Genomic DNA, 22,203 nt, shown 5'->3' on the forward strand with positions numbered 1-22,203 from the left:
GCGGCTGACCCGCTGCAAGGGCTACGGCTGCACGTGTCCGCATGGGAACATCTCCTTGAAATGAATTTCGTCCGAGTTGTGAAGCGGTTCGGCGGCCAACGCAACCTCGGCTGCGGCATGTTCCGGGCTGGAAACGGCGCGCGGGCCGTGCCAGAAGCGCGGCGTCATCTGCAGGAGGCTCCGCATGGACATTGTCTCGCTTATCGCAAAACCCGGCGCGCTGGACGCGGCGCTGGTGGACAGCCTGCGCAACGCCTGGGGCGGCGGCGTGGTGGTCTGGCTGTCCGAAGGCGAGGCGGCAGAATTCGCCCTGCTCGCCGCGCCGTCGAATTTTGACGCGGTGCGCGCGGATATCGCGGATCAGGTCGATCTGAACCTGCTGCCCGCCGAGGGACGCCGCAAGGCCATGCTGCTGGCCGACATGGACAGCACGATGATCGAGCAGGAATGCATCGACGAACTGGCCGAGGAAGCGGGCGTGGGCCCGCATGTGAAGGCCATCACCGCCCGCGCCATGAATGGCGAGCTGGATTTCGAGGGCGCGCTGACCGAACGGGTGGCGCTGCTGAAGGGCCTGCCGGAGACGGTGATCGCCAAGGTTCTGGCGGAGCGCATCACGCCGATGCCGGGCGGGCGCACGCTGGTGGCGACGATGACCCGCGCGGGCGGCCATGCGGCGCTGGTGTCGGGCGGATTCACCGCCTTTACCGAACAGGTGGCGGCCCGGATCGGCTTTGCCGAGCATCGCGCCAACACGCTGCTGGCCGAAGCGGGACATCTGACCGGCGAGGTGGCGCTACCGATCCTTGGCCGCGAAGCCAAGGTGACGGCGCTGGAGGAGATCACCGCCCGGCTGGGGATCGCCGAAAGCGACGTGATCGCGGTGGGCGATGGCGCCAATGATCTGGGCATGCTGGACCGCGCCGGGATGGGCGTGGCCCTGCATGCCAAGCCTTCTGTGCAGGAGCGCTGTGCGCTGCGGGTGAATCACGGCGATCTGACCGCGCTGCTGTTCCTGCAGGGCTATTCCCGGGCGGAATTCGCCGCCTGACCCGGCGCCGCCGCGCTGCAACACGCGAAGAGACGAGGGGCTCTGCCCCTCGCGCTCCCCGGGATATTTCCGCCAAGAAGAAGGGGCGGATCAGGCCTCGGGCAGCAGGCCGGGCGCGGGGCGAATCTCTCCGGCGAGCAGGCCGCGGAAGTTGCGGATCTCGGGGTTGAGAAAGCGCTTCACGTCGGGATGGGCGGGGTCGGCCACGCCAAGCCGCACCAGCAGCGCCGCAATCGCGCATTCCGAGGCGCGGGTGGCGCCATCGACGATCTTCAGCGCGATGCCAAGGCCGCGCTGCGGCAGCATCGCCACGAAAAACCCCTCGGCGCCGGTCTTGATGGCGACGGGTTCGGTGACCGCGCGCATCAGCAGGGTGCAGGCGCGCCCCTCGCCGGCGACAAGATCGGGATAGCTGTACATCGCCTCCACCAGCTGCGCGCCCGCCCGGCTCAGCGCGTCCGGTCGCTGATGCGCGCTGGCAAACCACGCCATGGCGCGGGCCATGCCATGCATCGTGGTGGCGAAATTCGGCGCCGAACAGCCATCGATGCCGAAGCCGGGGCTGTGTTCGGCGGTCACCTCCTCGAAGGCGTCGCGGACGGCAAGCTGCACCGGGTGGTCAGGCTCCACATAATCAGGGCCCGCGCCCAGATGCGCCGTCAGCGTCAGGAAACCCGCATGTTTGCCCGAGCAGTTGTTGTGCACCTGACAGGGCGCGCTGCCGTCGAGGATCATCTGCCGCTTCAGCGCCGCGTCGCGGGTGGGCTGCGGGCCGCAGCGCAGATCGTCGTCGCCCAGCCCCAGATCCTCCAGCCATGCGTTGACGGCGGCCACATGCAGCGGCGCCCCCTCATGCGAGGCACAGGCCAGCGCCAGCTGCGGCGGCATCAGATGCCACGCGGCGGCGGCACCGGAGGCCACCAGCGGCAGCGCCTGAATCATCTTGGCGGAACTGCGCGGCAGGATCATCGCCTGCGGGTCGCCCCAGCATTCCACGATCTGGCCGCTGGCATCACAGATCACCGCATGGCCGGAATGCAGGCTTTCGGCCAGAGGGCCACGGTGGATTTCGGCCATGGGCGCGGGAAGGATGGTCATGGTCTCACCTCACAAACGAGCGATATTCCGCCAACGGGGCTTTTTCGTTTCGTGTGTTTCAGGCTATTGTCCCGCCGTCGAGCATAAAATGGTTGCGCCGCACGACCCGCCGGGACAGGCAGGGCAGGCAGGGCGGAACATGGGGCAAGGACGGCTGGAGGCTGCAGGTATGAAGTCAATTCTCGGGGGAAGTCTGGGAAGCGTCCTTCTGGCGCTGAGCATGACGGTCGCGTCGGCGCAGGAGGAAAGCACGAACCGTGTGAATGCCATCACCGACTGGTCGGTGTTCGAAGGCAACAGCCCGCGCGAATGCTGGGCGGTGACCACCTATAAGGAAAGTCTGAACACGGACGAATCGGGTCAGCCCAAGGCGGTGTCGCGCGGCGACATCCTGCTGATGGTGTTCTACCGTCCCGAAGCCGGGGTGACCGGGCAGGTGACCTTTACCGGCGGCTATCCGTTTGCGCCGGGCTCCACCGTGGAGATGGCCGTGGGCGACTCCACCTTTGCCCTCGCCACCGATGGCGACTGGGCCTGGCCCGCGACGCCGCAGGAGGATGCGCAGGTGGTGGCCGCGATGAAGCGGGGCGCGGATGCGGTGCTGACCGCCCGGTCCAGCCGCGGCACCATCACCAAGGACACTTTCTCGCTGCTGGGTTTCACCGCAGCGGTGGAAGACGCGCAGAAGCGCTGCTCTGGCTGAGGTTGGCGGGGCGCCACTGCCCTGCCCTGCGACGGACAAAAGGAAGGGGGGACGCGGCTGCGCGTTCCCTTTGTGCTTTTGGGGCGAATCCTGTATGGGGTTGGCTTCTTTTCCGAGGATGACGTGATGACCACGACTGCACCCATCACCCAGGACGTGCTGACGATCCCCCGCAAGCTGCCCGAAAGCGGCAAGGTGAACCTGATCGGGCTCACCCGCGACGCGCTGCGCGCTGCGCTGATCGAGGCTGGCACTCCGGAAAAACAGGCGAAGATGCGGGTCAACCAGATCTGGCAGTGGCTGTATCACTGGGGCGTGCGCGATTTTGCCGCCATGACCAATCTGGCCAAGGACTATCGCGCGCTGCTGGCGGAGCGCTTCGTGATCGAGCTGCCGGAGATCGTGTCCAAGCAGGTCTCTGCGGATGGCACGCGCAAATATCTGGTGCGCATCGCGGGCGGGCACGAGGTCGAGGTGGTCTATATTCCCGAAGAGGGGCGCGGCACGCTCTGCGTCTCCTCTCAGGTGGGCTGCACGCTGACCTGCACATTCTGCCATACCGGCACGCAGAAGCTGGTGCGCAACCTGACGGCGGGTGAAATCGTCGGCCAGATCATGCTGGCGCGGGACGATCTGGGCGAATGGCCCGAACCCGGCACGGCGCGGGACGAGACCCGGCTTCTGTCCAACGTGGTGCTGATGGGCATGGGCGAGCCGCTTTACAATTTCGACCATGTGCGCGACGCGATGAAGATCGTGATGGATGGCGAGGGCATTGCGCTCAGCCGCCGCCGCATCACGCTGTCGACCTCGGGCGTGGTGCCCGAGATCGCGCGCTGCGCCGAAGAGATCGGCTGCCTTCTGGCGGTCAGCTTTCACGCCACCACCGATGAGGTGCGCAACGTGCTGGTGCCGATCAACAAGCGCTGGAACATCGAAACGCTGCTGGCAACGCTGCGCGACTATCCTCGGCTGTCCAATTCCGAACGCATCACCTTCGAATATGTCATGCTGAAGGATGTGAATGACAGCGATGCCGATGCGCGGCGGCTGGTGAAACTGATCGCGGGCATTCCGGCCAAGATCAACCTCATCCCCTTCAACGAATGGCCCGGCGCGCCCTATCAGCGGTCGGACTGGGCGCGGATCGAAGCCTTTGCCGACATCATCTACAAGGCGGGCTATGCGTCTCCGATCCGCACGCCGCGGGGCGAGGACATCATGGCGGCCTGCGGGCAGCTGAAATCCGCCACGGAACGGGCCCGGAAATCCCGCGCCCAGATCGCCGCGGAAGCGGGGCTCGACGGGGTGGCCTGAGAGTTCCGGCTTAGGACTCGGAAAATCCGAACTCAGGCAGCACGGAAGCCACGCCCTGACGCCTGTTTCTGTTCGAACGGCGGCATTTGCGACACTGGGTCTTGAGCGACATGGCCCGCCTGTGCCCGTCGTGGCGCGGGCGGGTGCGACTGGTTTGGCGGCATCGCGCGAGGGGCTGGGCATTGGCTAGAGTCGAGCGGCGCGGGGCGCTTGGCGGTCTGCGGGCACAGCTTAGCCTGCGGGCGTTCGAGAAATTCCCCATAAATTTCAGTTTCTTGTCTGGCGCGCCGCGCTGGTGCAGCGCCTCATTGCCGCGGGGCTAAGCGAGAACGCGGCGCGGCCCGGTCAGGGGGGGCCGGCTCAGAACAGGAGCGGGAGGACGCGCTGACTGAGGCCATGATGGTTGTCACCCCGAGGGCAGACCTGCCGCTTGTGACTGGTGCCACATAGCTGAGCCAGCTGCGTCGGCGCGAGCAAGGCGAGATCAGGCTCCAGTGTGCCAAGACCGCTCGCCGCCAGTTCTGCCGCGCAGCGGGGCTCAGGGAGGGTCGCCGGGCTGAGGAGGATGCCCAGGGCCGCGCAGGCTCTGGCCACGAGCGGCCTCGTTGTTTGCGACCATCGCGAAAGGGGGCAGCTGCCCGGCCTCGGGCTCTGGCTCCGGACTCTCGCCATTGTCCGCAAGACTGTCCCGGCGCGACGGGATGCCCGGGTGCGAGATGTGCTGCAGCGCGCGCCTGGTCACCTGCCAGATCGGCAGGAGTCGATCCAATGCGTCGGGCGCGGGCGGCTGTCCTGCGCGGGCCAGATCCTCCTGCCTACGCAGGGCGGCATGCAGTGCGCTGGCCCCGAAGACAGCGGCAGAGCCCGCCATGCGATGCACCAGTGCTGCGTAGCGGTCGGGGGCAAGACCCCGTGACAGCATCTCGGCCAAATCCGCGAGCGCGGCTTCGGTCTCCTGCAGGAACCGGCTGCGCAGGTCACGGAAGGCCTTTGGCCCGAGCGCCTCCTGTGCGGCCTGCAGCACGGCAATGTCGATGACCTGATCCTCCGCCTGATCGGCATCCGCGGCAGAAGCCAGCGGTTCGACCTCGGCAAGTATGGCGGCAAGCGCCTTCCATGTGATCGGCTTGGTCAAGGTATGCGTCATGCCCGCAGCCTGAAATCGCGCCATGTCCTGCGGGAGGGCATGCGCGGTCAGCGCGATGATGGGGGTCGCGGCATTGGGCCCCTGCCCTGCGCGGATCCGGCGCGTCGTCTCGATGCCGTCGAGCCCAGGCATGCTGATATCCATAAGGATCAGGTCATGTTGTCGTGCTTCAGCCAGATGCAGGCCGCTGGCGCCATCCTCCGCCTCTGCCACCTTATGGCCCATCTTGCGCAACATCGCCGTCGCGACCAGCCGGTTCACCGGATTATCCTCCACCAGCAGGATCCGGCACGGTCGCAGCGGCGGCGGCGAAGCAGGCACCGGCGGGCGCAGGGCTGCGGCGGGCGCAGGCGGCGCGGGCAGACGCAGCGTGAAGGTGGTGCCCTGCCCCGGCATGCTGTCGACCAGAACCTGTCCGCCCATGCCTTCGACCAGCCGCCGCACGATGCCAAGCCCAAGTCCCGTTCCCTCTGCGGCCCGCATGTAAGAACTGTCCAGCGTGACAAAATCTTCGAAAATCCGGTGAAGCTGGTCCGGGGGTATGCCTATCCCCGTGTCGCTGACCTGCAGCTCCAGATTTTCGCCGCGGCGCGCGACACCGACGCGGATCTCGCCGTTTTCGGTAAATTTGACCGCGTTTCCGACAAGATTCACCAGCGCCTGCCGCAGCCGCTGGGCGTCGCCCAGAACGCTCTCCTCGGCCAGAGCGGGATCGGCCAGCTTCAGCGCCAGAGCATTGCCTCGCGCCGCGGCGGCCGCGCGCAGCGCATCCACCACCTCCGCCGCCAGAGCGCCGGGCACATACGGCTCCTGCGCGAAGGAAAACCGCCCATGTTCCAGCCGGGACAGATCCAGCACGTCATTGACATGGCTCAGCAACATGTCGCCAGAGCGGCGCAGAATGCTCAGATATTCCTGCTGGTCGGGGCCCAGATCGGTGGTGGCCAGAAGTTCCAGCGCACCGATCATGCCATTGAGCGGCGTGCGCATTTCATGGCTCATGACGGCAAGAAAACTCGCCTTGGCCTTTTCGCCGGCCACGGCGCGGTCGCGCGCCACCACAAGTTCCTCCTCGGCAGCCAGCTGCGCCACGATGTCCCGCAGATAGATCACCCGCAGCACGTTGCCGTGCCGTTCGGACAGGGTCACGGACAGTTCCACCGGAAACCGCGTGCCATCTGCGCGCAGCGCTTCGCCGCGCACGCGGCCCCGGCCCGCCAAGGCGGCGAGCCCCGCCTCTGCCGATTCGGCGCGGTCCGGAGGAAACAGCAGCTGCGAGGCCCGCTCACCCAGAACGCGGGCACGAGACAAACGGAACAGCGTCTCGGCCGCGCCGTTGAAATCAAGGATGCGACCGGCCCCGTTGGTCACCACGATCCCGTCCAGCGAGGTGGAAACCACAGCCGCCAGCCGGTGATTCGCCATCTGGCGGTGGCGTGCCTCGTCCCGCGCCACATACATCAGCCGCAGCAAGGCCGCGACGCCCAGCGCCAGAGCCAGAACCAGGGCCGCAGCCAGCAGCGTGACGCGAATCAGCGTCCGCATCACCTTGTTCCGCTGCGCATCGGCCCGTTCGGAAAACACCCGCACCCCGGTCAGCGAGATCTGCCGCACCTCGGGGCGCAGCGCACCGACCTGTCGGCGAAGCTCCGGCAGCGCCGCGACCAGACCGGAGTCGGGACCATCCATCAGTGGCACGCTCTCCGCGAGAAAACGCCTGATCGCGGCATAGGACAGCTGCGCGCGTGGATCGGCGGCCAGCGGCGCATAGACCGCACCGTCAGCCACTGTCGCAAAGCGGCTGTAGAAAATGTCGAACCGGCGGCGCAGATCCTCCAGCTGCAGGGCGCCGCGTGCCGCCCCCAACGCCATCTCCAGCCCGTCGAATTCCACCTCGACCTGCGCCAGCGACCATTGCGTGCTGTCGGAATTTGCTGTGGCCAGAGACTGGATTTCCTTTGCAGCATCGCGGCTTAGCAGCATGATACCGCTGATGCACAGCGCGATCAGGGGCGCGCTCAGCAGCACCCAGCGCCAGCGTGGCGGCGACCGGTCCCAGAGCCCCGGCACCTTCATGGCCTTGGGATTCGCCCGCGGCACCGGCGGCGACGGCGGCGGACAGCTGGCATGGGGGGCATCGCGGGCGGGCTCCTGACTCGAAGACTGCCCCCTTGTCGCCCAGAAGCCTTACCAAAGCGCAAAGACCTGATCGGCAGATTTTCTGACGCAAGGAAACCAAAAGGTAAGGACTGGGGGCCATACAGAGGGTCGGGAAGACGATGACAGGACATGACACATGCGCATTCTGGTTGCAGACGATCACGACCTGGTGCGCGAAACGCTCGCGGCCTTTCTGCGCGCCGAAGGGATCGAGGAGGTCGAAACCGCCGCCGACCTTGACGACGCGCTCCAGAAGGTGGCGGAGCAGGACGGATTCGATCTGGTGCTGCTGGACTACAACATGCCGGGCATGGGCGGCCTGTCCGGCATGGACCGGATGCGCGCAGCGAACGGCCAGCGCCCCGTGGCGCTGCTGTCGGGCACCGCTACGCCCGATATTGCGGAGGCAGCGATCCGCAGCGGCGCCGCCGGGTTCATTCCCAAAACACTGCCTGCCCGCACCATCGTCAGCGCCGCCCATGTCATGGCTGGCGGAGAGATTTTCGCGCCCTACCGCTTCATGACGCAGGAGCCAAAGGGCAAGGGGGCGGACCTGACCTCACGCGAACGCGAAGTGCTGCGCGGTCTGTGCGAGGGGAAATCGAACAAGGAAATCGCGCGGGATCTCGACCTGCAGGAGGTGACCATCAAGCTTCACGTCAAGACGCTGAGCCGCAAGCTGGAGGCGCGCAACCGCACCCATGCCGCCATGATCGCGAAGGAGCTGAACATCGCCTGACCTGTCGTTTCCACCAGTTTCCAGTCCCGGCGCTGCCTTTGGACAGGCACTTGCCCCGGCCATGACCGGAAACCGTCGCCTCGCCCTTGCCACCAGCCGGTTGCAAGGTCACCTTCATCCCTCAGGAAGAGGGGAAGGAGACTGGCAGCGCATGAATGTCCAGCTACGCGATTTTACCTACTTTGTGGCGGTCTCGATCATGATCGGCTGGCTTCTCCACATCGGCAAGCCGGTTCTGCTGCCGGTCCTGATCGCCATGATCGTGGTCTATGTCCTGTCGGCGGCGGCCCAGCGCATGCAGTCCATTCCGATTCTCGGGCGCCTGCCGGGATTCGCCCGCCGCGCGCTGGTGCTGTTTCTCTTCGCCATCGGCATGCTGCTGCTGTTCAGCCATATCGTCGACAGCTTCACCAAAGTGGCGCAGGCCCTGCCGAAATACGAATCCAACCTCGAAGGGCTGGTGACCCAGTCCGCCCGCATCATGGGGATCGAAAACGAACCGACATGGGAAACCATCCGCCAGTCCACCATCGACCGGCTGAACGTGCAGCAGATCGTGACGCCGGTGCTTTACTCCCTGCAGGGGCTGGGCGGGATGCTGTTTCTGGTCGTGCTCTATGCCTCTTTCTCCATGGCGGAGCGTGCGCGGATGCCCGCCAAGCTGACGCAGGCGCTTGGCGATCAGGACCGGGGGGCGCGCACGCTGGATCTGCTGCGGCGGATCAACACGCGGGTGGGCGAATACCTGTCGGTCAAGACCGTGGTCAATGTCATCCTCGCCGGACTGTCCTATGGGGTCATGCTGCCGTTCGGGCTGGAATTTGCGCTGTTCTGGGCCATCCTGATCGGGTTCCTGAACTACATCCCCTATATCGGCTCGATGGTGGCGGTGATCTTTCCGGTGCTGCTGGGCCTTGCCCAGTTCGGCGATCTGGGCACCGCGGCGCTGCTGGCGCTGGGGCTGACCGCAGCGCAGATGTTCGTGGCCGGCGTGCTGGAGCCGCGGATGATGGGCCGTGCCTTCAACCTCAGCCCCTTTGTCGTGCTTTTCGCGCTGGCCTTCTGGAGCGCGCTCTGGGGCATTCCCGGCGCGGTTCTGGCGGTGCCGCTCACCGCCAGCCTGATCATCGTGCTGGGGGAAATCAACGCGACGCGGCCCATCGCCATCATGCTCTCCGCCTCCGGGCGCATCTGAAAACCGCCGTCTTGCACCTGGCTCCAAACTGATTTAGCGTTCAACCATTCCGTCGGGGTGCCCTGCAAGGGGCTGAGAGGCAGCCGCCAACCCGTCGAACCTGATCCGGGCAATGCCGGCGTAGGGAACGGGACCACATCTTCGGTCGTCACAGGCCCGGCATGCGCCCGTTTTCCATGGCACCCCAAGCTTGGAGGACGCGCATGGGAGGAATCCCCAGACTTCTGATCGTGGCCGGCTCCGATAGCGGCGGCGGGGCGGGCATACAGGCCGACCTGAAATCCGCCTCGGCGCGCGGCGTCTATGCAACCACCGCCCTCACCGCCATCACCGCCCAGAACACCGTGGGCGTGCAGGCGGTGCAGGTGCTGCCGCCTGATCTGGTCGCGGCGCAGATCGCGTCGGTTCTGGACGACATCGGCGCGGATGCGGTCAAGATCGGCATGCTGGGCAGCGCCGGGGTGACCATGGCGGTGGCCCGCGCGCTGGCCAAGACCACAGCGCCGATCGTGCTGGATCCGGTGATGGTCGCCAAATCCGGTGATGCGCTGCTGGCGCCCGAGGCCGAACAGGCGCTCTGCACGCATCTGCTGCCCCGCGCCGCGCTGCTGACCCCCAACCTGCCCGAAGCCGCGCGGCTTCTGGGCACGGCCCCCGCCCGCTCCCTGCCCGAGGCCGAGGCGCAGGGCCACGCGCTGCTGGCGCTTGGCGCGGCGGCGGTGCTGATGAAGGGCGGCCATGCCAGCGGCACCACCTGCAGCGATCTGCTGGTCACGCCGCAGCGCACCCACAGCTTCAGCGCGCCGCGGCAGACCACCCGCAACACCCATGGCACCGGCTGTTCCTATGCCTCCGCCATTGCCGCCGAACTGGCCAAGGGCGTGGTCCTGCCCGAGGCGGTGGCCCGCGCCCATGGCTGGCTGCAGGGTGCGATCCGAGCCGCCGACAGGCTTGGGATAGGCGCGGGTCATGGCCCGGTGCATCACTTCCACGAGGTCTGGCCATGACCGTCACCATTCTGGGCGCGGGCGTCGCCGGGCTCTGCACCGCGACCGAACTGCTGCGCTGTGGCATCGCGGTGCAGCTGGTCGATCCGTCGGGCGGACCGGGGCCGCAGGGCTGTTCATGGTGGGCGGGCGGCATGCTCGCGCCCTTCTGCGAAGGCGAATCCGCCGATCCGCAGATCGTGGCGCAGGGTCAGGAGGCCGCCGACTGGTGGCAGCAGGCGGGCGCAGAGGTGACCCGCGCGGGCTCGCTGGTGGTGACGCTGCAGCGCGACCGGCAGGAGCTGGACCGCTTCGCCCGCCGCACCTCCGGCCATGTCCGGCTTGACCGGGAGGGGCTGGCGGGGCTTGACCCCGGTCTGGCCGACCGTCACGCCAGCGCGCTCCACTTCCCGACAGAGGCGCATCTGGCGCCGCGACAGGCGCTGTCGGCGCTGCGCGACGGGCTCGCGCGGCAGGGCGTGACGGTGCAGCCGGAGGCCCCCGCGCCGGGGCTGACCGTCGACTGCCGGGGCCTTGCCGCGCGCGACCTGCTGCCCGACCTGCGCGGCGTGCGCGGCGAAATGGCGGTGCTGCGCGCGCCCGGCGTGACCCTGCCCTGCCCGGTCCGGCTGCTGCACCCGCGCCATCCGCTGTACATCGTGCCGCGCGGCGACGGCGTGTTCATGCTGGGCGCCACGCAGATCGAAAGTGCGGCGCGCGGCCCCGCCACGCTGCGCTCGGTGGTGGAACTGCTCAGCGCGGCCTATGCGCTCGACCCCGGTTTTGGCGAGGCAGAGGTGCTGGAACTGGGCGCCGATGCCCGCCCCGCCTTTCCCGACAACCTGCCCCGCGTGCTGGAGCGTGACGGCAGGATCCACGTCAACGGCCTCTTCCGGCACGGTTTTCTGATGGCGCCCGCTCTGGCGCGACAGGCCGCGGCCTTGGTGCTGGCCAAGCTGAAGGAGTTACCCCCATGCAGATCTTCGTAAACGGCACGCCCCGTCAGACCACCGCCACCACGCTGGCCGCGGCTCTGGCCGATCTGGGCTATGCCGAGGCCCGCGTCGCCACGGCGGTCAACGAAAGCTTCGTGCCCGCCGCCGCCCGCGCCAGCCATCCGCTGGCCGAAGGCGACCGTCTGGAAATCCTCGCACCACGTCAGGGAGGCTGAGATGCCCGTCTTTTACGGAACCGAAGTCGCCTCGCGCCTGATGCTGGGCACGGCGCAATACCCCTCGCCCTCGGTGCTGGCCGAGGCGTTCCGCCGCTCCGGCGCGGGCATCGCCACCGTGTCGCTGCGGCGCGAGGCGGCGGGCGGTGCCGAGGGCGCGGCCTTCTGGGACATGATCCGCGATCTGGGCCTGCCGGTGCTGCCCAACACCGCCGGCTGCCACAGCGTGCGCGAGGCGGTGACCACCGCCCATATGGCGCGCGAATATTTCGGCACCGACTGGATCAAGCTGGAGGTGATCGGCCATGCCGACACGCTGCAGCCCGATCCCTTCGGCCTGCTGGAGGCGGCGCGCATCCTCTGCGCCGACGGGTTCAAGGTCTTTCCCTATACCACCGAAGACGGCGTGCTGGGGGGCCGCCTGCTGGATGTGGGCTGCGAGGTGCTGATGCCTTGGGGCGCGCCGATCGGCACCGGGCTTGGGCTTAACAACCTTTACGGGCTGCGCACCCTGCGCGCGCAATTCCCCGAGGTGCCGATGGTGATCGATGCCGGGCTTGGCCTGCCCAGTCAGGCCGCCCGCGCCATGGAACTGGGATTTGACGCCGTGCTGCTGAACACCGCCGTGGCCCGCGCGGGCGATCCCGCCGCCATGGCAACAGGCTTTGCCCGCGCGCTGGAGGCGGGGCGGCTGGCCTATGAGGCCGACCCGATGGAGCCGCGCGATATGGCCGCGCCCTCCACCCCGCTGCTGGGACTGGCGGTGCTGGCATGAGGCTCGACCGCTTTTACCCGATCTTCGACCATCCCGACTGGCTGCGCCTTGCCCTGCCGCTGGGGGTGAAGCTGGTGCAGATGCGGATCAAGGACCGCCCCGAGGCCGAACTGCGCCCGCTTCTGGCCACGTCGCGCGATCTGTGCCGGGCGGCGGGGGCGGTGCTGGTGGTCAACGATCACTGGCGGCTGGCGCTGGAACTGGGCTGCGACTGGGTGCATCTGGGGCAGGAGGATCTGGACGAGGCCGATCTGCCGGTGCTGCGCCGGGGCGGTCTGCGGCTGGGGATCTCCACCCATGACGAGGCGGAACTGGACCGCGCCCTGTCCTGCGCGCCCGATTACGTGGCGCTGGGGCCGGTCTGGCCGACGATCCTCAAGAAGATGAAATGGCACGAACAGGGGCTGGACCGGGTCCGGCTGTGGAAAGACCGCATCGGCGCGCTGCCGCTGGTGGCCATCGGCGGGCTGACCCCCGAGCGGGCGCCGCAGGCCTTTGGCGCGGGGGCCGACATCGTGTCGGTGGTCACCGACATCACCCTGAACCCCACGCCAGAGACGCGGCTGGCCACATGGATCGAGGCCACGAGATGAGCCGCTATGACAGACAGATCGCCGTGCCCGGCTTTGGCGCGGTGGCGCAGGACTGGCTGCGCGCCACGCGGCTGCTGGTGGTCGGCGCGGGCGGGCTTGCCGCGCCGGTGCTGCCCTATCTGGTGGGGGCCGGGGTGGGGCATATCCGCCTTGTCGATCCCGACCGCGTCGACCGGGGCAACCTGCACCGCCAGACGCTGTTCCGCGAAAGTGACATCGGTGCGCGCAAGGCCTGTGCCGCCGCCCGCAGCCTGCGCGCGCTGAACCCCGAGGTGGAGGTGGAGGCCATCGCGCAGGCGCTTGATCCCGCCAATGCCGACGCGCTGGCGGAAGGCTGCGACCTGATCCTCGACTGCGCCGACAGCTTTGCGGTCAGCTACATCCTGTCGGATCTCTGCCGCGACAGCGACCGCCCGCTGGTCAGCGCCTCGGTGCTGGGGCTCGAAGGTTATGTGGGCGCGTTCTGCGGCGGGGCGCCGAGCCTGCGCGCGGTGTTCCCCGACCTGCCCGCCCGCATGGGATCCTGTGCCGAAGACGGCGTGCTGGGTCCGGTGGTGGGCCTGCTGGGCAGCCTGCAGGCGCAGATGGCGCTGGCCTTGGCGGGGCGGCTCGATCCGTCGCCGCTGGGGCGGCTGGTCAGCGTCGATGCCGCCACCTTGCGCTTCGGCGGCTTCGCCTTCCATGGCGCCCCCGAACCGGCGCAAAGCCCGCGCTTCATCGCCGCCTCCGACCTGCGGAGCAGCGACTGGATCGTCGACCTGCGCGCGGCGACCGAGGCGCCGCTGGTCCATCCCGACGCGCAGCGGCTGAGCGTGGAGGGGATCGTCACCGCACAGCCCCCCGCCCCCGGTCGCCGCGCCGTGCTCTGCTGCCGCTCCGGCCTGCGCTCCTGGCAGGCCGCACAACAGCTCGCCCCGGTCTGGGCCAAGGACTTGGCCAAAGACTGGGACGGCGAAATTGTCCTTCTCGCCATGGGCGACCCAAATGGAGACCCTTCATGATCCGCTTTCTGCTTCCCCTTCTGCTGCTGGCCGGTCCCGCCGCCGCGCAGGACCGTCTGACGCTGGTGCTGGACTGGTTCGTGAACCCCGATCACGGGCCGATCATCGTGGCGCAGGAACTGGGCTATTTCTCTGATGCCGGGCTGGAGGTCGAGGTGATCGCCCCCGCCGACCCCTCCGATCCGCCCAAGATGGCCGCCGCAGGCCGCGCCGATCTGGCGGTGTCCTATCAGCCGCAGCTGCATCTGCAGGTGGCCGAAGGCATGCCGCTGACCCGCGTCGGCACGCTGGTCGCCACGCCGCTCAACTGCCTGCTGGTGCTGGCGGATGGCCCGGTGCAGCAGATCGCCGATCTGCGCGGGCGCAAGGTGGGCTTTTCGGTCGCGGGCGTCGAAGAGGCGATGCTGGCCGCGATGCTGGCCCCCGCCGGGCTTGGCACCGGCGATCTGGAAATGGTGAACGTCAACTGGTCACTGTCGCCTGCGGTGATGTCCGGGCAGGTCGATGCGGTGATCGGCGCCTTCCGCAATTTCGAACTGACCCAGATGGCGCTGGAAGGCATCGAAGGCCGCTGTTTCTTCCCCGAAGAACACGGGCTGCCGCCCTATGACGAACTGATCTATGTCGCCAATCCCGACACGCTGGACCCTGACCGGATCAGCCGCTTTCTGGCCGCCACCGAACGCGCGGTGCAGTATATGGTCAACCACCCCGAAGACAGCTGGCGGATCTTTGCGGACTCGGCGCCCGAACTTGATGACGCGCTGAACGCGCAGGCCTGGACCGACACGCTGCCACGCTTTGCCCTGCGCCCCGCCGCGCTGGACCACGCCCGCTATGCCCGGTTCGAAACCTTCCTGCACGAGGCCGGGCTGATCGAGACGCCGCGCGACGTGGTCGGTCTGGCGCGGGATCTGGGGGCGCCGCAATGAGCTATGGCCGCACCTTTCCGCTCTGGCGCGATGCCTGCGCCCCGGTCTGGCAGGACTATACCCGGCACGACTTCGTGGCGGGGCTGGGCACCGGGTCGCTGCCGCGCGAAAATTTCCTGCGCTATCTGGTGCAGGATTACCTGTTCCTGATCCAGTTTTCGCGGGCATGGGCGCTGGCGGTAACCAAGGCCGATACCGTGGCCGACATGCGCGCCTGTGCGGCCACCGTGCAGGCGCTGCTGTCCGAGGAACTGCCGCTGCACATCCGCATCTGCGCCGAGGCGGGCCTGCCCGAACCCCGGCTGCAGCAGGTCGAAGAGGCGCCCGCGACGCTGGCCTATACCCGCTTCGTGCTGGCCACCGGCCATGCCGGCGATGTGCTGGATCTGCTGGCGGCGCTCGCGCCCTGCGTGCTGGGCTATGGCGAGATCGGGCAGCGCCTGTCGCGCGAGGCAGAGCGCGACAGCCCCTATCGCGACTGGATCGACACCTATGCCAGCCCCGGCTACCAGCAGCTTTGCGCCGAAATGGGCGCGCTGCTGGATGGCGTGGCGGCCCGGCGTCTGGGGCCAGCCCCCGAGGTCAGCCCGCGCTGGGGCGATCTGTGCCAGACCTTCCGCACCGCCACCCGGCTGGAGGTGGGGTTCTGGGACATGGGCCTCGCGTGACCGCCCCGGCGCTGCGGCTGACCGGCACCGCCCGCGTCGGGGGCCGGGTGCTGTTCGGGCCGCTGGATCTGGCCGTGCCCGGCGGCGGCTGGTGCTGCCTGCTGGGGCCGTCGGGCGCGGGCAAATCCAGCCTGCTGCACCTGCTGGCGGGCACGTCCGGCGCCGTGACGCTGGACGGATCGGCCCGCGCCGGGGATGGCGCGCCGCTGGCGGGGCGGGTGGCGCTGATGGCCCAGACCGACCTGCTGCTGCCTTGGCTTGATCTTTGCGACAATATCCGCATCGGCGCCCGGCTGCGCGGCACGCGCCCTTCGCGTGCGCAGGCCGAGGCGCTGCTGGACAGGCTGGGCCTTGCAGGCATGGGCGCGCGCAAGCCCGGCGCGCTGTCGGGCGGGCAGCGGCAGCGCGTGGCGCTGGCCCGCACCCTGCTGGAGGATCGCCCCGTGGTCCTGCTGGACGAGCCGTTTTCCGCGCTGGATGTCGCCACACGGCTGGCGGTGCAGGACATGGCCGCCCATGCGCTGCGCGGACGCACGGTGCTGCATGTGACCCATGACGCCGCCGAGGCGGCGCGGCTTGGCGACAGCATCCTGCTGCTGGCGGGAGGACAGATCCGCGCCGTGGAGCCGCCCCCCGACGCGCCGCCCCGCGCCCCCGATGCCACCGCCACGCTCTCCGCCACCGGGCGCCTGACCCGCCTGCTGCTGGAGGCCGCATGACCGCGCTGCGCCTGTTCCTGCCGGTGATGCTGGCACTGGCGCTGTGGCAGGGCGCGGTCACGCTGCTGGCCATGCCGCCCTTCATCCTGCCCGATCCGCTGCGGGTGGCGGGCACGCTCTGGACCAGCCGGGCATTGCTCGCCGATCATGCCATGGTGACACTGACCGAGGTGCTGGCCGGGCTGGCTCTGGGCGCAGGGCTGGGCTGGATCTCGGCGGTGGGGCTGGCGCTGTCGCCGGGGGCGGCACGGCTCCTGCGCCCGCTTCTGGTGTTCAGTCAGGCGGTGCCGGTCTTCGCGCTGGCGCCGATCCTGACGCTGTGGTTCGGCTATGGCATCGGATCGAAAATCGCCATGACCCTGCTCATCATCTATTTCCCGGTGACCTCGGCGTTTTTTGACGCGCTGATGCGCCCGCCTGCGGGGTGGGCGGCGATGGCGCGGGTGATGGGCGGCAGTCCCGCCCGCATCCTGTGGCACATCCGCATCCCCGCCGCCCTGCCCGGCTTTCTGTCCGGGCTGCGGCTGGCGGCGGTCTATGCCCCCATTGGTGCGGTGCTGGGCGAATGGGTGGGCGCGTCGCGGGGCTTGGGCTATCTGATGCTGCTGGCCAACGGGCGGGCCAAGACCGACCTGATGTTCGCGGCGCTGCTGGTGCTGGCGGTGCTGACGCTGGCGCTGCACCGGGCCGTGGACCGGGGGTGCCTCGCGCTGGAAGCGCGGAGATTAAGGTGAGCTGGAAGCGCGGAGACTAAAGTGAGCTGGAGGCGCCACGCCAGCGCTCGCCCCCATAGACACGAAAACGCCCCGCTGGTGGGCAGCGGGGCGTCCGGTCGGGAGGGGCAGATGGCAGCCCCGGCCCCGACTGATAGCGTCCTAAAATCGTATCCCGGGCCAAAGGGCAACCCGGGAAACATCTTTTGTGCTCACAAGGCCGAGGGCAGCGCCACGCCCAGAGTTTCGGCGGCGGCACGCACGCGGGTCCAGACCTCGTCCGGCAGGGCGATGCCCTCGGTCCGGCTGCGGTCCAGCATCCGCGCCGCGCGGTCGCCGGGGATGCGCACGGCATCGAACCCGGGCGCGGGACGGCTGGCGCGACAGGCGGCGTTCAGCGCCTCCACCTCGCGCACAAAGGGATCGGCCCCGGCAAAGGCCGCCGGATCCATGATCTGCAGGAAGACGTTGCCGCCCCAGCGCGTCACGTCTTCGGACCGGCCATGCCCGGACAGCGCCTGCGTCAGCATCTCTACCGTCAGCGCCATGGCATAGCCCTTGTGGCCGTGATCCGCCCCGCCCACCGGCAGGATCGTGCCCTTGGGGGTCTGGTTGACCACGGTGGGATCCGTGGTGGCATTGCCCTGCGAGTCCAGCATCCACGGATGCGCAAACTGCGTGCCGCTGTTGATATGCTCGCGCACCTTCGACACCGTGGTGATGGAGGCACAGGTGTCGATCAGCACCGGGTGATCGGCGGCGGGATAGCCCACGGCCCACGGGTTCGGGGTCAGCACCGCATCGGTGCCGCCAAAAGGCGCGACCCAGCGCCCCGACGGATCGGAGGTGGAGATCATGCAGATCAGCCCCTGCGCGGCGGCGATCCGGGTCAGCGTGGACAGGCAGCCGATGTGATGGCTGCGCCGGATCGACAGGCAGACCACGCCAAGCTCGCGGGCGCGGTCCATGCAGACCTCCAGCGCCTGCTGCATGATCCAGTGACCGGGCAGATAGTTGCCATCCCAGACCAGCGTCGCGCCGCGATCCGACACCACCTCGTGCACGCCGTCGCGGGTCATGTTCCCCGAGGCAAGTTCCGGCAGGTAATAGGGCACCATGGACAGGCCATGCGTGGTGACGCCCAGCTCGTCGGTGCGCACCAGCAGTTCGGCCACCACTTCGGCCTTGTCGGCGGCAAGCCCGCCCTTGCTCAGCATGTCCTGCGCCAGCGTCTTGAGCGCCTCGCGGGCGTAACGGTCTGTCATCGGGGTCTCCTCCTCCCGTCGGTCATGAGTGGGGCGGCCCGCAGGCCGCCCCGGATATGTGGATCAGTCCGCGAAGGTCAGATGCACCTTCACGGCGCGGCTGCGGTCGCCTGCCACCTTGAAGGCGGCATCGGCCTCCTCCAGTGGATAGGCGCCGGTGATCATCGGGCGCACGTCGACGCGGCGCGTGGAAATCGCCTCTGCCGCCGCCTCGAAATCCTCGCGCAGGAAGCGCTGCGTGCCCTGCCACGACAGTTCCTTACCCACCAGCATGCTGAGCGGGATGGTGGCGCTGCCGCCGGTGCCGACCTGCACCAGCCGCCCCTGCGGACGCAGCGCCGCGATGGCCGAAGCGATGGCGGGCGAGGCCGCCGAACAGTCGAAGGCCACGTCGAAATAGCCCTTGCCCTCGGTGAAGCGGGCAAAGCGGTCGGACTGGCTGCCGGTGTTGATCACCTCGGTCGCGCCCATTTCGGCGGCTTTCGACAGCGGGAAATCCTGCAGGTCGGTCACCACCACCTGTGCCGCGCCATTGGCGGCGGCGATGGCGGCGCAGAGCACGCCGATGGGGCCGGATCCGGTGACCAGCACGCGCTTGCCTTCGGTGCCGCCGGACATGGCATGCGCATGGGTGCAGACCGCCAGAGGTTCGGAACAGGCGGCCTCGGCCAGCGACACCTCGCGGCTGACCTTCACCGCCTGCGCGGCATCGACCACGATGCGGTCGCGGAACAGTCCCTGTTCATGCGGAAACCGCATGGCGGATCCGGAAAAGCGCATGTTCAGGCAATGGGTCGGCAGGCCCTTTTCGCAGTATTCGCAGGAACCGCAGGGGCGCGACGGGTTGATCGCCACCGGATCGCCGGGGGCGACATGGCTGACGCCCGCCCCCACCGCCAGCACCCGGCCCGAGGCTTCATGACCAAGGATGATCGGTTCCTTGACCACGATGGGGCCAAAGCCGCCATGCTGGTAATAATGCAGATCCGATCCGCAGATACCGCCTGCGGCCACGGCCAGCAGCACCTCGCCGGGGCCGGGTTCGGCCACGGCAAGCGTTTCGATCCGGATGTCTTCCTGCTTCAGCAGGCGGCAGACGCGCGTGTCCATAGTCAGGTCTCTCTCCCTCAGGGCATCAGGGTGTTGGGCAGCCATGTGGCCAGTGCGGGGATATAGGACACCAGCAGCAGCACAAGGATGTTCGTCAGCAGGAAGGGCACGATGGCCACCACCACTGGCGCCAGCGGCAGCCGGGCGATGCCCGCGCAGACGAAGAGGCACACCCCCACCGGCGGCGTGGTCAGGCCGATCATCAGGTTCAGCACCGCGAAGGTGGCGAAATGCAGCGGGTCGATCCCCACCGCCTCCGCCAGCGACAGAAGCGGCACGAACAGGATGATAAGCGCCGCGATGGTTTCCATGAACATGCCGACAAACAGCAGCAGCAGGTTGATGATGAGGATCACCAGAAACTTGTTGTCGGTGATGCCCAGAACCCCGTCCGCGATGGCCTGCGGGATGCGTTCCGACACGAGGATCCAGCCAAAGACATTGGCAAAGCCCACCAGCGCCAGAATGCCCGCCGCCGAAACCGCGCTTTCGATGATGATGCCCGGCAGCGCGCGCAGGCGCAGTTCGCGGTAGATCAGCACCCCCACCAGCAGCGCATAGACGCTGGCGACCACGGCGGTTTCAGTGGGCGTCGACAGGCCCGACAGCAGGCCGTAGACGATGAGGAAGGTCATGAACAGCGCCCAGAAGGCGCCCGCAAAGCTGCGCGCGACCTCGCCCCAGCCCGCCCATGCCTCGCGCGGGTGGTTGTTGCGGCGCGAAATCCAGTAGGCGGTGACCATCATGGCAAGCCCCATCAGGATGCCCGGCACCGCCCCTGCAAGGAACATCTTGCCCACGGAAATGCCCGACAGCGCGCCGACGATGATCATCGGCACCGAGGGCGGAATGATCGGGCCCACGGTGGACGAGGCCGCCGTGACCGCAGCGGAAAAGGCCGCCGGATAGCCCGCCTTTTTCATGCCGGGGATCATCACGCCGCCGATGGAGGCGGCATCCGCCACCGCCGTGCCGGTGATGCCGCCAAACAGCATGGAGGCCGCGATATTGGTCAGGCCCAGCCCGCCGCGCACCCAGCCGATCAGCGCCTGCGCGAAGCGAATGATGCGGTTGGTGATGCCGCCCTGATTCATCAGGTTGCCGGCAAGGATGAAGCCGGGAATGGACAGCAGCACGAACACGTCCATGCCCGCATACATCTTCTGCGGCATGACCACGGGCGGGATGCCCGACATCAGCAGATAGACCAGCGAGGACAGCCCCAGCGTGATCGCGACGGGAATCCCCACCACAAGGCCGCCCACAAAGACGGCAAACAGAATCCAGACTTCCATGGATCAGATCTCCGGCGCGTCGAGCGCTTTTTCGGGTTTGCCGTCTTCAGCGCCGGTCAGCATGGCGATCACCCGCAGCACGGCGAAAAGCGCCAGCAGCGCAAGGAACAGGAACACGGTAAAATGCACATAGCTCATCTTCAGCCCCAGCGCGGGCGAGCTTTGCATCTGCCCGATGGCGGTGAAGCGCCACGCATGCGGCAGCAGATACAGCGCAAGACCCGCCGTCGCCGCAGCCGAAACCAGCCGCAGGATCCACGGCAGCTTGCCGGGCAGGTTTTCCGAGATCACGTCGACATTGACCATGTCGCCGGTGCGCAGCGACAGGCCCGCACCAAAAGCCACCAGATAGAGCAGCGCGAAGCGGGTCAGTTCCTCGGACCAGACCGGCGAATTGCCCGTCGTACGGCCCACCACCTGCACCAGCACCGCGATGATGAGAAGAAGAAAGGCCAGCCCAGCCCCGATCCGGGCAAGGACCACGATGGCCTGAATGATGCGCTCGGCTGCTTTCATGCTTTTGTCCTGCGGGTTGAAGAAGGGGCCCGGTCCCGCGGGAGGCGCGGGGCCGGGCGGATCGACCTCGGCCGATCAGTTGTTGAACAGATCTTCCACGATGGGCTTGATCTCGTCGGAGACGTTCGACAGCACGGCATCCTTGGCTTTCGCCTGGAAGGCGGCGGCGTCCACCTCGTGGAAGGTCATGCCGTTCTCTTCCAGCCATGCGCGGTCATCGGCCAGCGACTGCTCGAACAGGCCACGCTCGTAGTCCTGCGCGCGGGCGGCGGCTTCCATGACGGCGGCCTGATCTTCTTCGGACAGCTTGGCCCAGGTCAGTTCCGAAATGGTCAGGTAAATCCACGACCGGACGTGATCGGTCAGGTTCACATGGCTCTGCACTTCGTTGAAATTGGCCGAGCGGATCAGCGCCAGCGGGTTTTCCTGCGCGTCGATGGTGCCGTTCTGCAGCGAGGTGAACACCTCGGAGAAGGCCATCGGGGTGGGCTGCGCGCCCAGCGACCGCCACACGTCCACGAAGAGCGGCACGTTGGGCACGCGCATCCGCAGGCCCTGCAGATCGTCGGGCGTGCTGATGGCGCGGTTGGCGGTCAGTTCACGCGCGCCGCGGGCGAAATAGGCGATGGGGCGGATCTGCGCGTTCTGCAGGATCTGCGCCTCGATCTGGTCGCCGATCTCGCCGCTGGCGACCTCGTCCATATGCTCCAGCGAGCGATAGGCATAGGGCACCGCCAGCAGGGCCGCCATGGGCGACCAGTTCTGCAGGCTTTCGCCGGTGATGGTCATGTCCACGGTGCCAAGCTGCATGCCGTTGATCAGGTCGATTTCCTTGCCCAGCGATTCGTTGGGATAGACCTCGACGGCGATGCGGCCATCGGTCAGCGCCGACAGCTCTTCGCCGAACTTGACGGAGGCCTTGTGCCACGAGTTTTCCTCGTTGGCGAGGTGGCCAAGCTTCAGCGTGACCTCCTGTGCCACGGCGGGCACCGCCATCAGCACGGCGGTGGCGGCGGCAAGCGCGGATGTTTTCCAGGTCAGGGCCATGG

The 22,203-nt window shown here is 68.0% G+C and carries 23 protein-coding genes and 1 riboswitch; of the genes, 16 read left to right on the plus strand and 7 right to left on the minus strand.

Translation table 11 applies throughout. The annotated features are described in order from the left end of the window. The first annotated feature begins 184 nt into the window (after positions 1-184). Complete coding sequence (gene serB, locus VK682_RS00005) at positions 185-1,051, plus strand: phosphoserine phosphatase SerB (protein WP_230797764.1); 867 nt, start codon at positions 185-187, stop codon at positions 1,049-1,051. Between the two features lie 90 nt (positions 1,052-1,141). Here serB and VK682_RS00010 read toward each other — a convergent pair whose 3' ends face one another. After that, positions 1,142-2,149 (minus strand): asparaginase, encoded by a 1,008-nt coding sequence (locus VK682_RS00010; RefSeq protein ID WP_230797765.1) that lies wholly within the window; start codon positions 2,147-2,149, stop codon positions 1,142-1,144. A gap of 169 nt (positions 2,150-2,318) precedes the next feature. Here VK682_RS00010 and VK682_RS00015 point away from each other — a divergent pair, with 169 nt between their 5' ends. Together VK682_RS00015 and rlmN are read left to right on the plus strand one after the other, a co-directional pair. Beyond that, entirely contained in the window at positions 2,319-2,852 is a 534-nt protein-coding gene (locus VK682_RS00015) for an invasion associated locus B family protein (protein ID WP_089841747.1), read from the plus strand. 126 nt (positions 2,853-2,978) lie between these two features. Beyond that, on the plus strand, positions 2,979-4,169 hold the full coding sequence (gene rlmN / locus VK682_RS00020; protein ID WP_230797767.1) for a dual-specificity RNA methyltransferase RlmN: 1,191 nt from the start codon (positions 2,979-2,981) through the stop codon (positions 4,167-4,169). Between the two features lie 538 nt (positions 4,170-4,707). Here rlmN and VK682_RS00025 read toward each other — a convergent pair. Next, on the minus strand, positions 4,708-7,299 hold the full coding sequence (locus tag VK682_RS00025) for a hybrid sensor histidine kinase/response regulator (protein ID WP_230797768.1): 2,592 nt from the start codon (positions 7,297-7,299) through the stop codon (positions 4,708-4,710). 10 nt (positions 7,300-7,309) lie between these two features. Between VK682_RS00025 and VK682_RS00030 the strand changes: the two genes are divergently transcribed. From VK682_RS00030 to VK682_RS00090, 13 genes are all read left to right on the plus strand, one after another. Next, positions 7,310-7,471: a hypothetical protein gene (locus VK682_RS00030; RefSeq protein ID WP_230797769.1), complete on the plus strand. Its 162-nt coding sequence runs from the start codon at positions 7,310-7,312 to the stop codon at positions 7,469-7,471. A 141-nt stretch (positions 7,472-7,612) separates the two neighbouring features. After that, entirely contained in the window at positions 7,613-8,215 is a 603-nt protein-coding gene (locus VK682_RS00035) for a response regulator transcription factor (protein ID WP_089841756.1), read from the plus strand. A 151-nt stretch (positions 8,216-8,366) separates the two neighbouring features. Further along, positions 8,367-9,410, plus strand: coding sequence for an AI-2E family transporter (locus VK682_RS00040; RefSeq protein WP_089841759.1), 1,044 nt, complete (start codon positions 8,367-8,369; stop codon positions 9,408-9,410). Between the two features lie 43 nt (positions 9,411-9,453). Then, positions 9,454-9,554: riboswitch (TPP riboswitch) on the plus strand. A 59-nt stretch (positions 9,555-9,613) separates the two neighbouring features. Next, on the plus strand, positions 9,614-10,417 hold the full coding sequence (gene thiD / locus VK682_RS00045) for a bifunctional hydroxymethylpyrimidine kinase/phosphomethylpyrimidine kinase (protein WP_269062093.1): 804 nt from the start codon (positions 9,614-9,616) through the stop codon (positions 10,415-10,417). Next, the gene (locus VK682_RS00050; protein ID WP_230797770.1) at positions 10,414-11,385 is read left to right on the plus strand and encodes an FAD-dependent oxidoreductase; all 972 of its coding nucleotides are present in this window, start codon (positions 10,414-10,416) and stop codon (positions 11,383-11,385) included. The genes thiD and VK682_RS00050 overlap by 4 nt, the downstream gene beginning before the upstream one ends. Then, positions 11,370-11,567 carry a sulfur carrier protein ThiS gene (thiS, locus tag VK682_RS00055; RefSeq protein ID WP_089841769.1) on the plus strand — a complete coding sequence of 66 codons (198 nt, stop codon included), beginning with the start codon at positions 11,370-11,372 and terminating at the stop codon, positions 11,565-11,567. Before VK682_RS00050 ends, thiS begins: the two co-directional genes overlap by 16 nt. A gap of 1 nt (position 11,568) precedes the next feature. Next, positions 11,569-12,342 carry a thiazole synthase gene (locus VK682_RS00060; RefSeq protein ID WP_230797771.1) on the plus strand — a complete coding sequence of 258 codons (774 nt, stop codon included), beginning with the start codon at positions 11,569-11,571 and terminating at the stop codon, positions 12,340-12,342. Next, positions 12,339-12,935: a thiamine phosphate synthase gene (locus tag VK682_RS00065; RefSeq protein WP_230797772.1), complete on the plus strand. Its 597-nt coding sequence runs from the start codon at positions 12,339-12,341 to the stop codon at positions 12,933-12,935. Before VK682_RS00060 ends, VK682_RS00065 begins: the two co-directional genes overlap by 4 nt. After that, complete coding sequence (locus tag VK682_RS00070; RefSeq protein ID WP_324781269.1) at positions 12,932-13,936, plus strand: ThiF family adenylyltransferase; 1,005 nt, start codon at positions 12,932-12,934, stop codon at positions 13,934-13,936. Before VK682_RS00065 ends, VK682_RS00070 begins: the two co-directional genes overlap by 4 nt. Continuing rightward, entirely contained in the window at positions 13,933-14,868 is a 936-nt protein-coding gene (locus VK682_RS00075) for an ABC transporter substrate-binding protein (RefSeq protein WP_324781270.1), read from the plus strand. The genes VK682_RS00070 and VK682_RS00075 overlap by 4 nt, the downstream gene beginning before the upstream one ends. After that, positions 14,865-15,536 carry a thiaminase II gene (gene tenA / locus VK682_RS00080; RefSeq protein ID WP_324781271.1) on the plus strand — a complete coding sequence of 224 codons (672 nt, stop codon included), beginning with the start codon at positions 14,865-14,867 and terminating at the stop codon, positions 15,534-15,536. The genes VK682_RS00075 and tenA overlap by 4 nt, the downstream gene beginning before the upstream one ends. After that, the gene (locus VK682_RS00085; protein ID WP_324781272.1) at positions 15,533-16,255 is read left to right on the plus strand and encodes an ABC transporter ATP-binding protein; all 723 of its coding nucleotides are present in this window, start codon (positions 15,533-15,535) and stop codon (positions 16,253-16,255) included. The genes tenA and VK682_RS00085 overlap by 4 nt, the downstream gene beginning before the upstream one ends. Continuing rightward, positions 16,252-16,989: an ABC transporter permease gene (locus tag VK682_RS00090; RefSeq protein ID WP_324781273.1), complete on the plus strand. Its 738-nt coding sequence runs from the start codon at positions 16,252-16,254 to the stop codon at positions 16,987-16,989. Before VK682_RS00085 ends, VK682_RS00090 begins: the two co-directional genes overlap by 4 nt. 191 nt (positions 16,990-17,180) lie before the next feature. On the opposite strand, the gene VK682_RS00095 is transcribed toward VK682_RS00090, so the two are convergent. From VK682_RS00095 to VK682_RS00115, 5 genes are all read right to left on the minus strand, one after another. After that, positions 17,181-18,233 carry an Ldh family oxidoreductase gene (locus tag VK682_RS00095; RefSeq protein ID WP_324781274.1) on the minus strand — a complete coding sequence of 351 codons (1,053 nt, stop codon included), beginning with the start codon at positions 18,231-18,233 and terminating at the stop codon, positions 17,181-17,183. A 63-nt stretch (positions 18,234-18,296) separates the two neighbouring features. Next, a complete protein-coding gene (locus tag VK682_RS00100; RefSeq protein ID WP_230797779.1) occupies positions 18,297-19,343 on the minus strand; it encodes an L-idonate 5-dehydrogenase in 1,047 nt (348 codons plus the stop codon). 17 nt (positions 19,344-19,360) lie between these two features. Beyond that, positions 19,361-20,638, minus strand: coding sequence for a TRAP transporter large permease (locus tag VK682_RS00105; RefSeq protein WP_089841801.1), 1,278 nt, complete (start codon positions 20,636-20,638; stop codon positions 19,361-19,363). A gap of 3 nt (positions 20,639-20,641) precedes the next feature. Beyond that, the gene (locus VK682_RS00110) at positions 20,642-21,154 is read right to left on the minus strand and encodes a TRAP transporter small permease (RefSeq protein WP_230797780.1); all 513 of its coding nucleotides are present in this window, start codon (positions 21,152-21,154) and stop codon (positions 20,642-20,644) included. Between the two features lie 75 nt (positions 21,155-21,229). Beyond that, the gene (locus VK682_RS00115) at positions 21,230-22,201 is read right to left on the minus strand and encodes a TRAP transporter substrate-binding protein (protein ID WP_380714853.1); all 972 of its coding nucleotides are present in this window, start codon (positions 22,199-22,201) and stop codon (positions 21,230-21,232) included. Positions 22,202-22,203: the final 2 nt, after the last annotated feature.

The sequence above is a fragment of the Salipiger marinus genome (assembly GCF_035481585.1).
Taxonomy (GTDB): domain Bacteria; phylum Pseudomonadota; class Alphaproteobacteria; order Rhodobacterales; family Rhodobacteraceae; genus Salipiger; species Salipiger marinus.

What these genes read in the sequence shown, in the direction of transcription:
- VK682_RS00050 (WP_230797770.1), top strand. Translation starts at nt 10,414, where the DNA reads ATGACCGTCACCATTCTGGGCGCGGGCGTCGCCGGGCTCTGCACCGCG.
- VK682_RS00040 (WP_089841759.1), top strand. Translation starts at nt 8,367, where the DNA reads ATGAATGTCCAGCTACGCGATTTTACCTACTTTGTGGCGGTCTCGATC.
- VK682_RS00100 (WP_230797779.1), bottom strand. Translation starts at nt 19,343, where the DNA reads ATGGACACGCGCGTCTGCCGCCTGCTGAAGCAGGAAGACATCCGGATC.
- rlmN (WP_230797767.1), top strand. Translation starts at nt 2,979, where the DNA reads ATGACCACGACTGCACCCATCACCCAGGACGTGCTGACGATCCCCCGC.
- VK682_RS00065 (WP_230797772.1), top strand. Translation starts at nt 12,339, where the DNA reads ATGAGGCTCGACCGCTTTTACCCGATCTTCGACCATCCCGACTGGCTG.
- VK682_RS00025 (WP_230797768.1), bottom strand. Translation starts at nt 7,299, where the DNA reads ATGCTGCTAAGCCGCGATGCTGCAAAGGAAATCCAGTCTCTGGCCACA.
- thiS (WP_089841769.1), top strand. Translation starts at nt 11,370, where the DNA reads ATGCAGATCTTCGTAAACGGCACGCCCCGTCAGACCACCGCCACCACG.
- VK682_RS00090 (WP_324781273.1), top strand. Translation starts at nt 16,252, where the DNA reads ATGACCGCGCTGCGCCTGTTCCTGCCGGTGATGCTGGCACTGGCGCTG.
- VK682_RS00110 (WP_230797780.1), bottom strand. Translation starts at nt 21,154, where the DNA reads ATGAAAGCAGCCGAGCGCATCATTCAGGCCATCGTGGTCCTTGCCCGG.
- VK682_RS00075 (WP_324781270.1), top strand. Translation starts at nt 13,933, where the DNA reads ATGATCCGCTTTCTGCTTCCCCTTCTGCTGCTGGCCGGTCCCGCCGCC.
- VK682_RS00010 (WP_230797765.1), bottom strand. Translation starts at nt 2,149, where the DNA reads ATGACCATCCTTCCCGCGCCCATGGCCGAAATCCACCGTGGCCCTCTG.
- VK682_RS00030 (WP_230797769.1), top strand. Translation starts at nt 7,310, where the DNA reads ATGCACAGCGCGATCAGGGGCGCGCTCAGCAGCACCCAGCGCCAGCGT.
- serB (WP_230797764.1), top strand. Translation starts at nt 185, where the DNA reads ATGGACATTGTCTCGCTTATCGCAAAACCCGGCGCGCTGGACGCGGCG.
- thiD (WP_269062093.1), top strand. Translation starts at nt 9,614, where the DNA reads ATGGGAGGAATCCCCAGACTTCTGATCGTGGCCGGCTCCGATAGCGGC.
- VK682_RS00095 (WP_324781274.1), bottom strand. Translation starts at nt 18,233, where the DNA reads ATGACAGACCGTTACGCCCGCGAGGCGCTCAAGACGCTGGCGCAGGAC.
- VK682_RS00070 (WP_324781269.1), top strand. Translation starts at nt 12,932, where the DNA reads ATGAGCCGCTATGACAGACAGATCGCCGTGCCCGGCTTTGGCGCGGTG.
- VK682_RS00015 (WP_089841747.1), top strand. Translation starts at nt 2,319, where the DNA reads ATGAAGTCAATTCTCGGGGGAAGTCTGGGAAGCGTCCTTCTGGCGCTG.
- VK682_RS00060 (WP_230797771.1), top strand. Translation starts at nt 11,569, where the DNA reads ATGCCCGTCTTTTACGGAACCGAAGTCGCCTCGCGCCTGATGCTGGGC.
- VK682_RS00105 (WP_089841801.1), bottom strand. Translation starts at nt 20,638, where the DNA reads ATGGAAGTCTGGATTCTGTTTGCCGTCTTTGTGGGCGGCCTTGTGGTG.
- VK682_RS00115 (WP_380714853.1), bottom strand. Translation starts at nt 22,201, where the DNA reads ATGGCCCTGACCTGGAAAACATCCGCGCTTGCCGCCGCCACCGCCGTG.
- tenA (WP_324781271.1), top strand. Translation starts at nt 14,865, where the DNA reads ATGAGCTATGGCCGCACCTTTCCGCTCTGGCGCGATGCCTGCGCCCCG.
- VK682_RS00035 (WP_089841756.1), top strand. Translation starts at nt 7,613, where the DNA reads ATGCGCATTCTGGTTGCAGACGATCACGACCTGGTGCGCGAAACGCTC.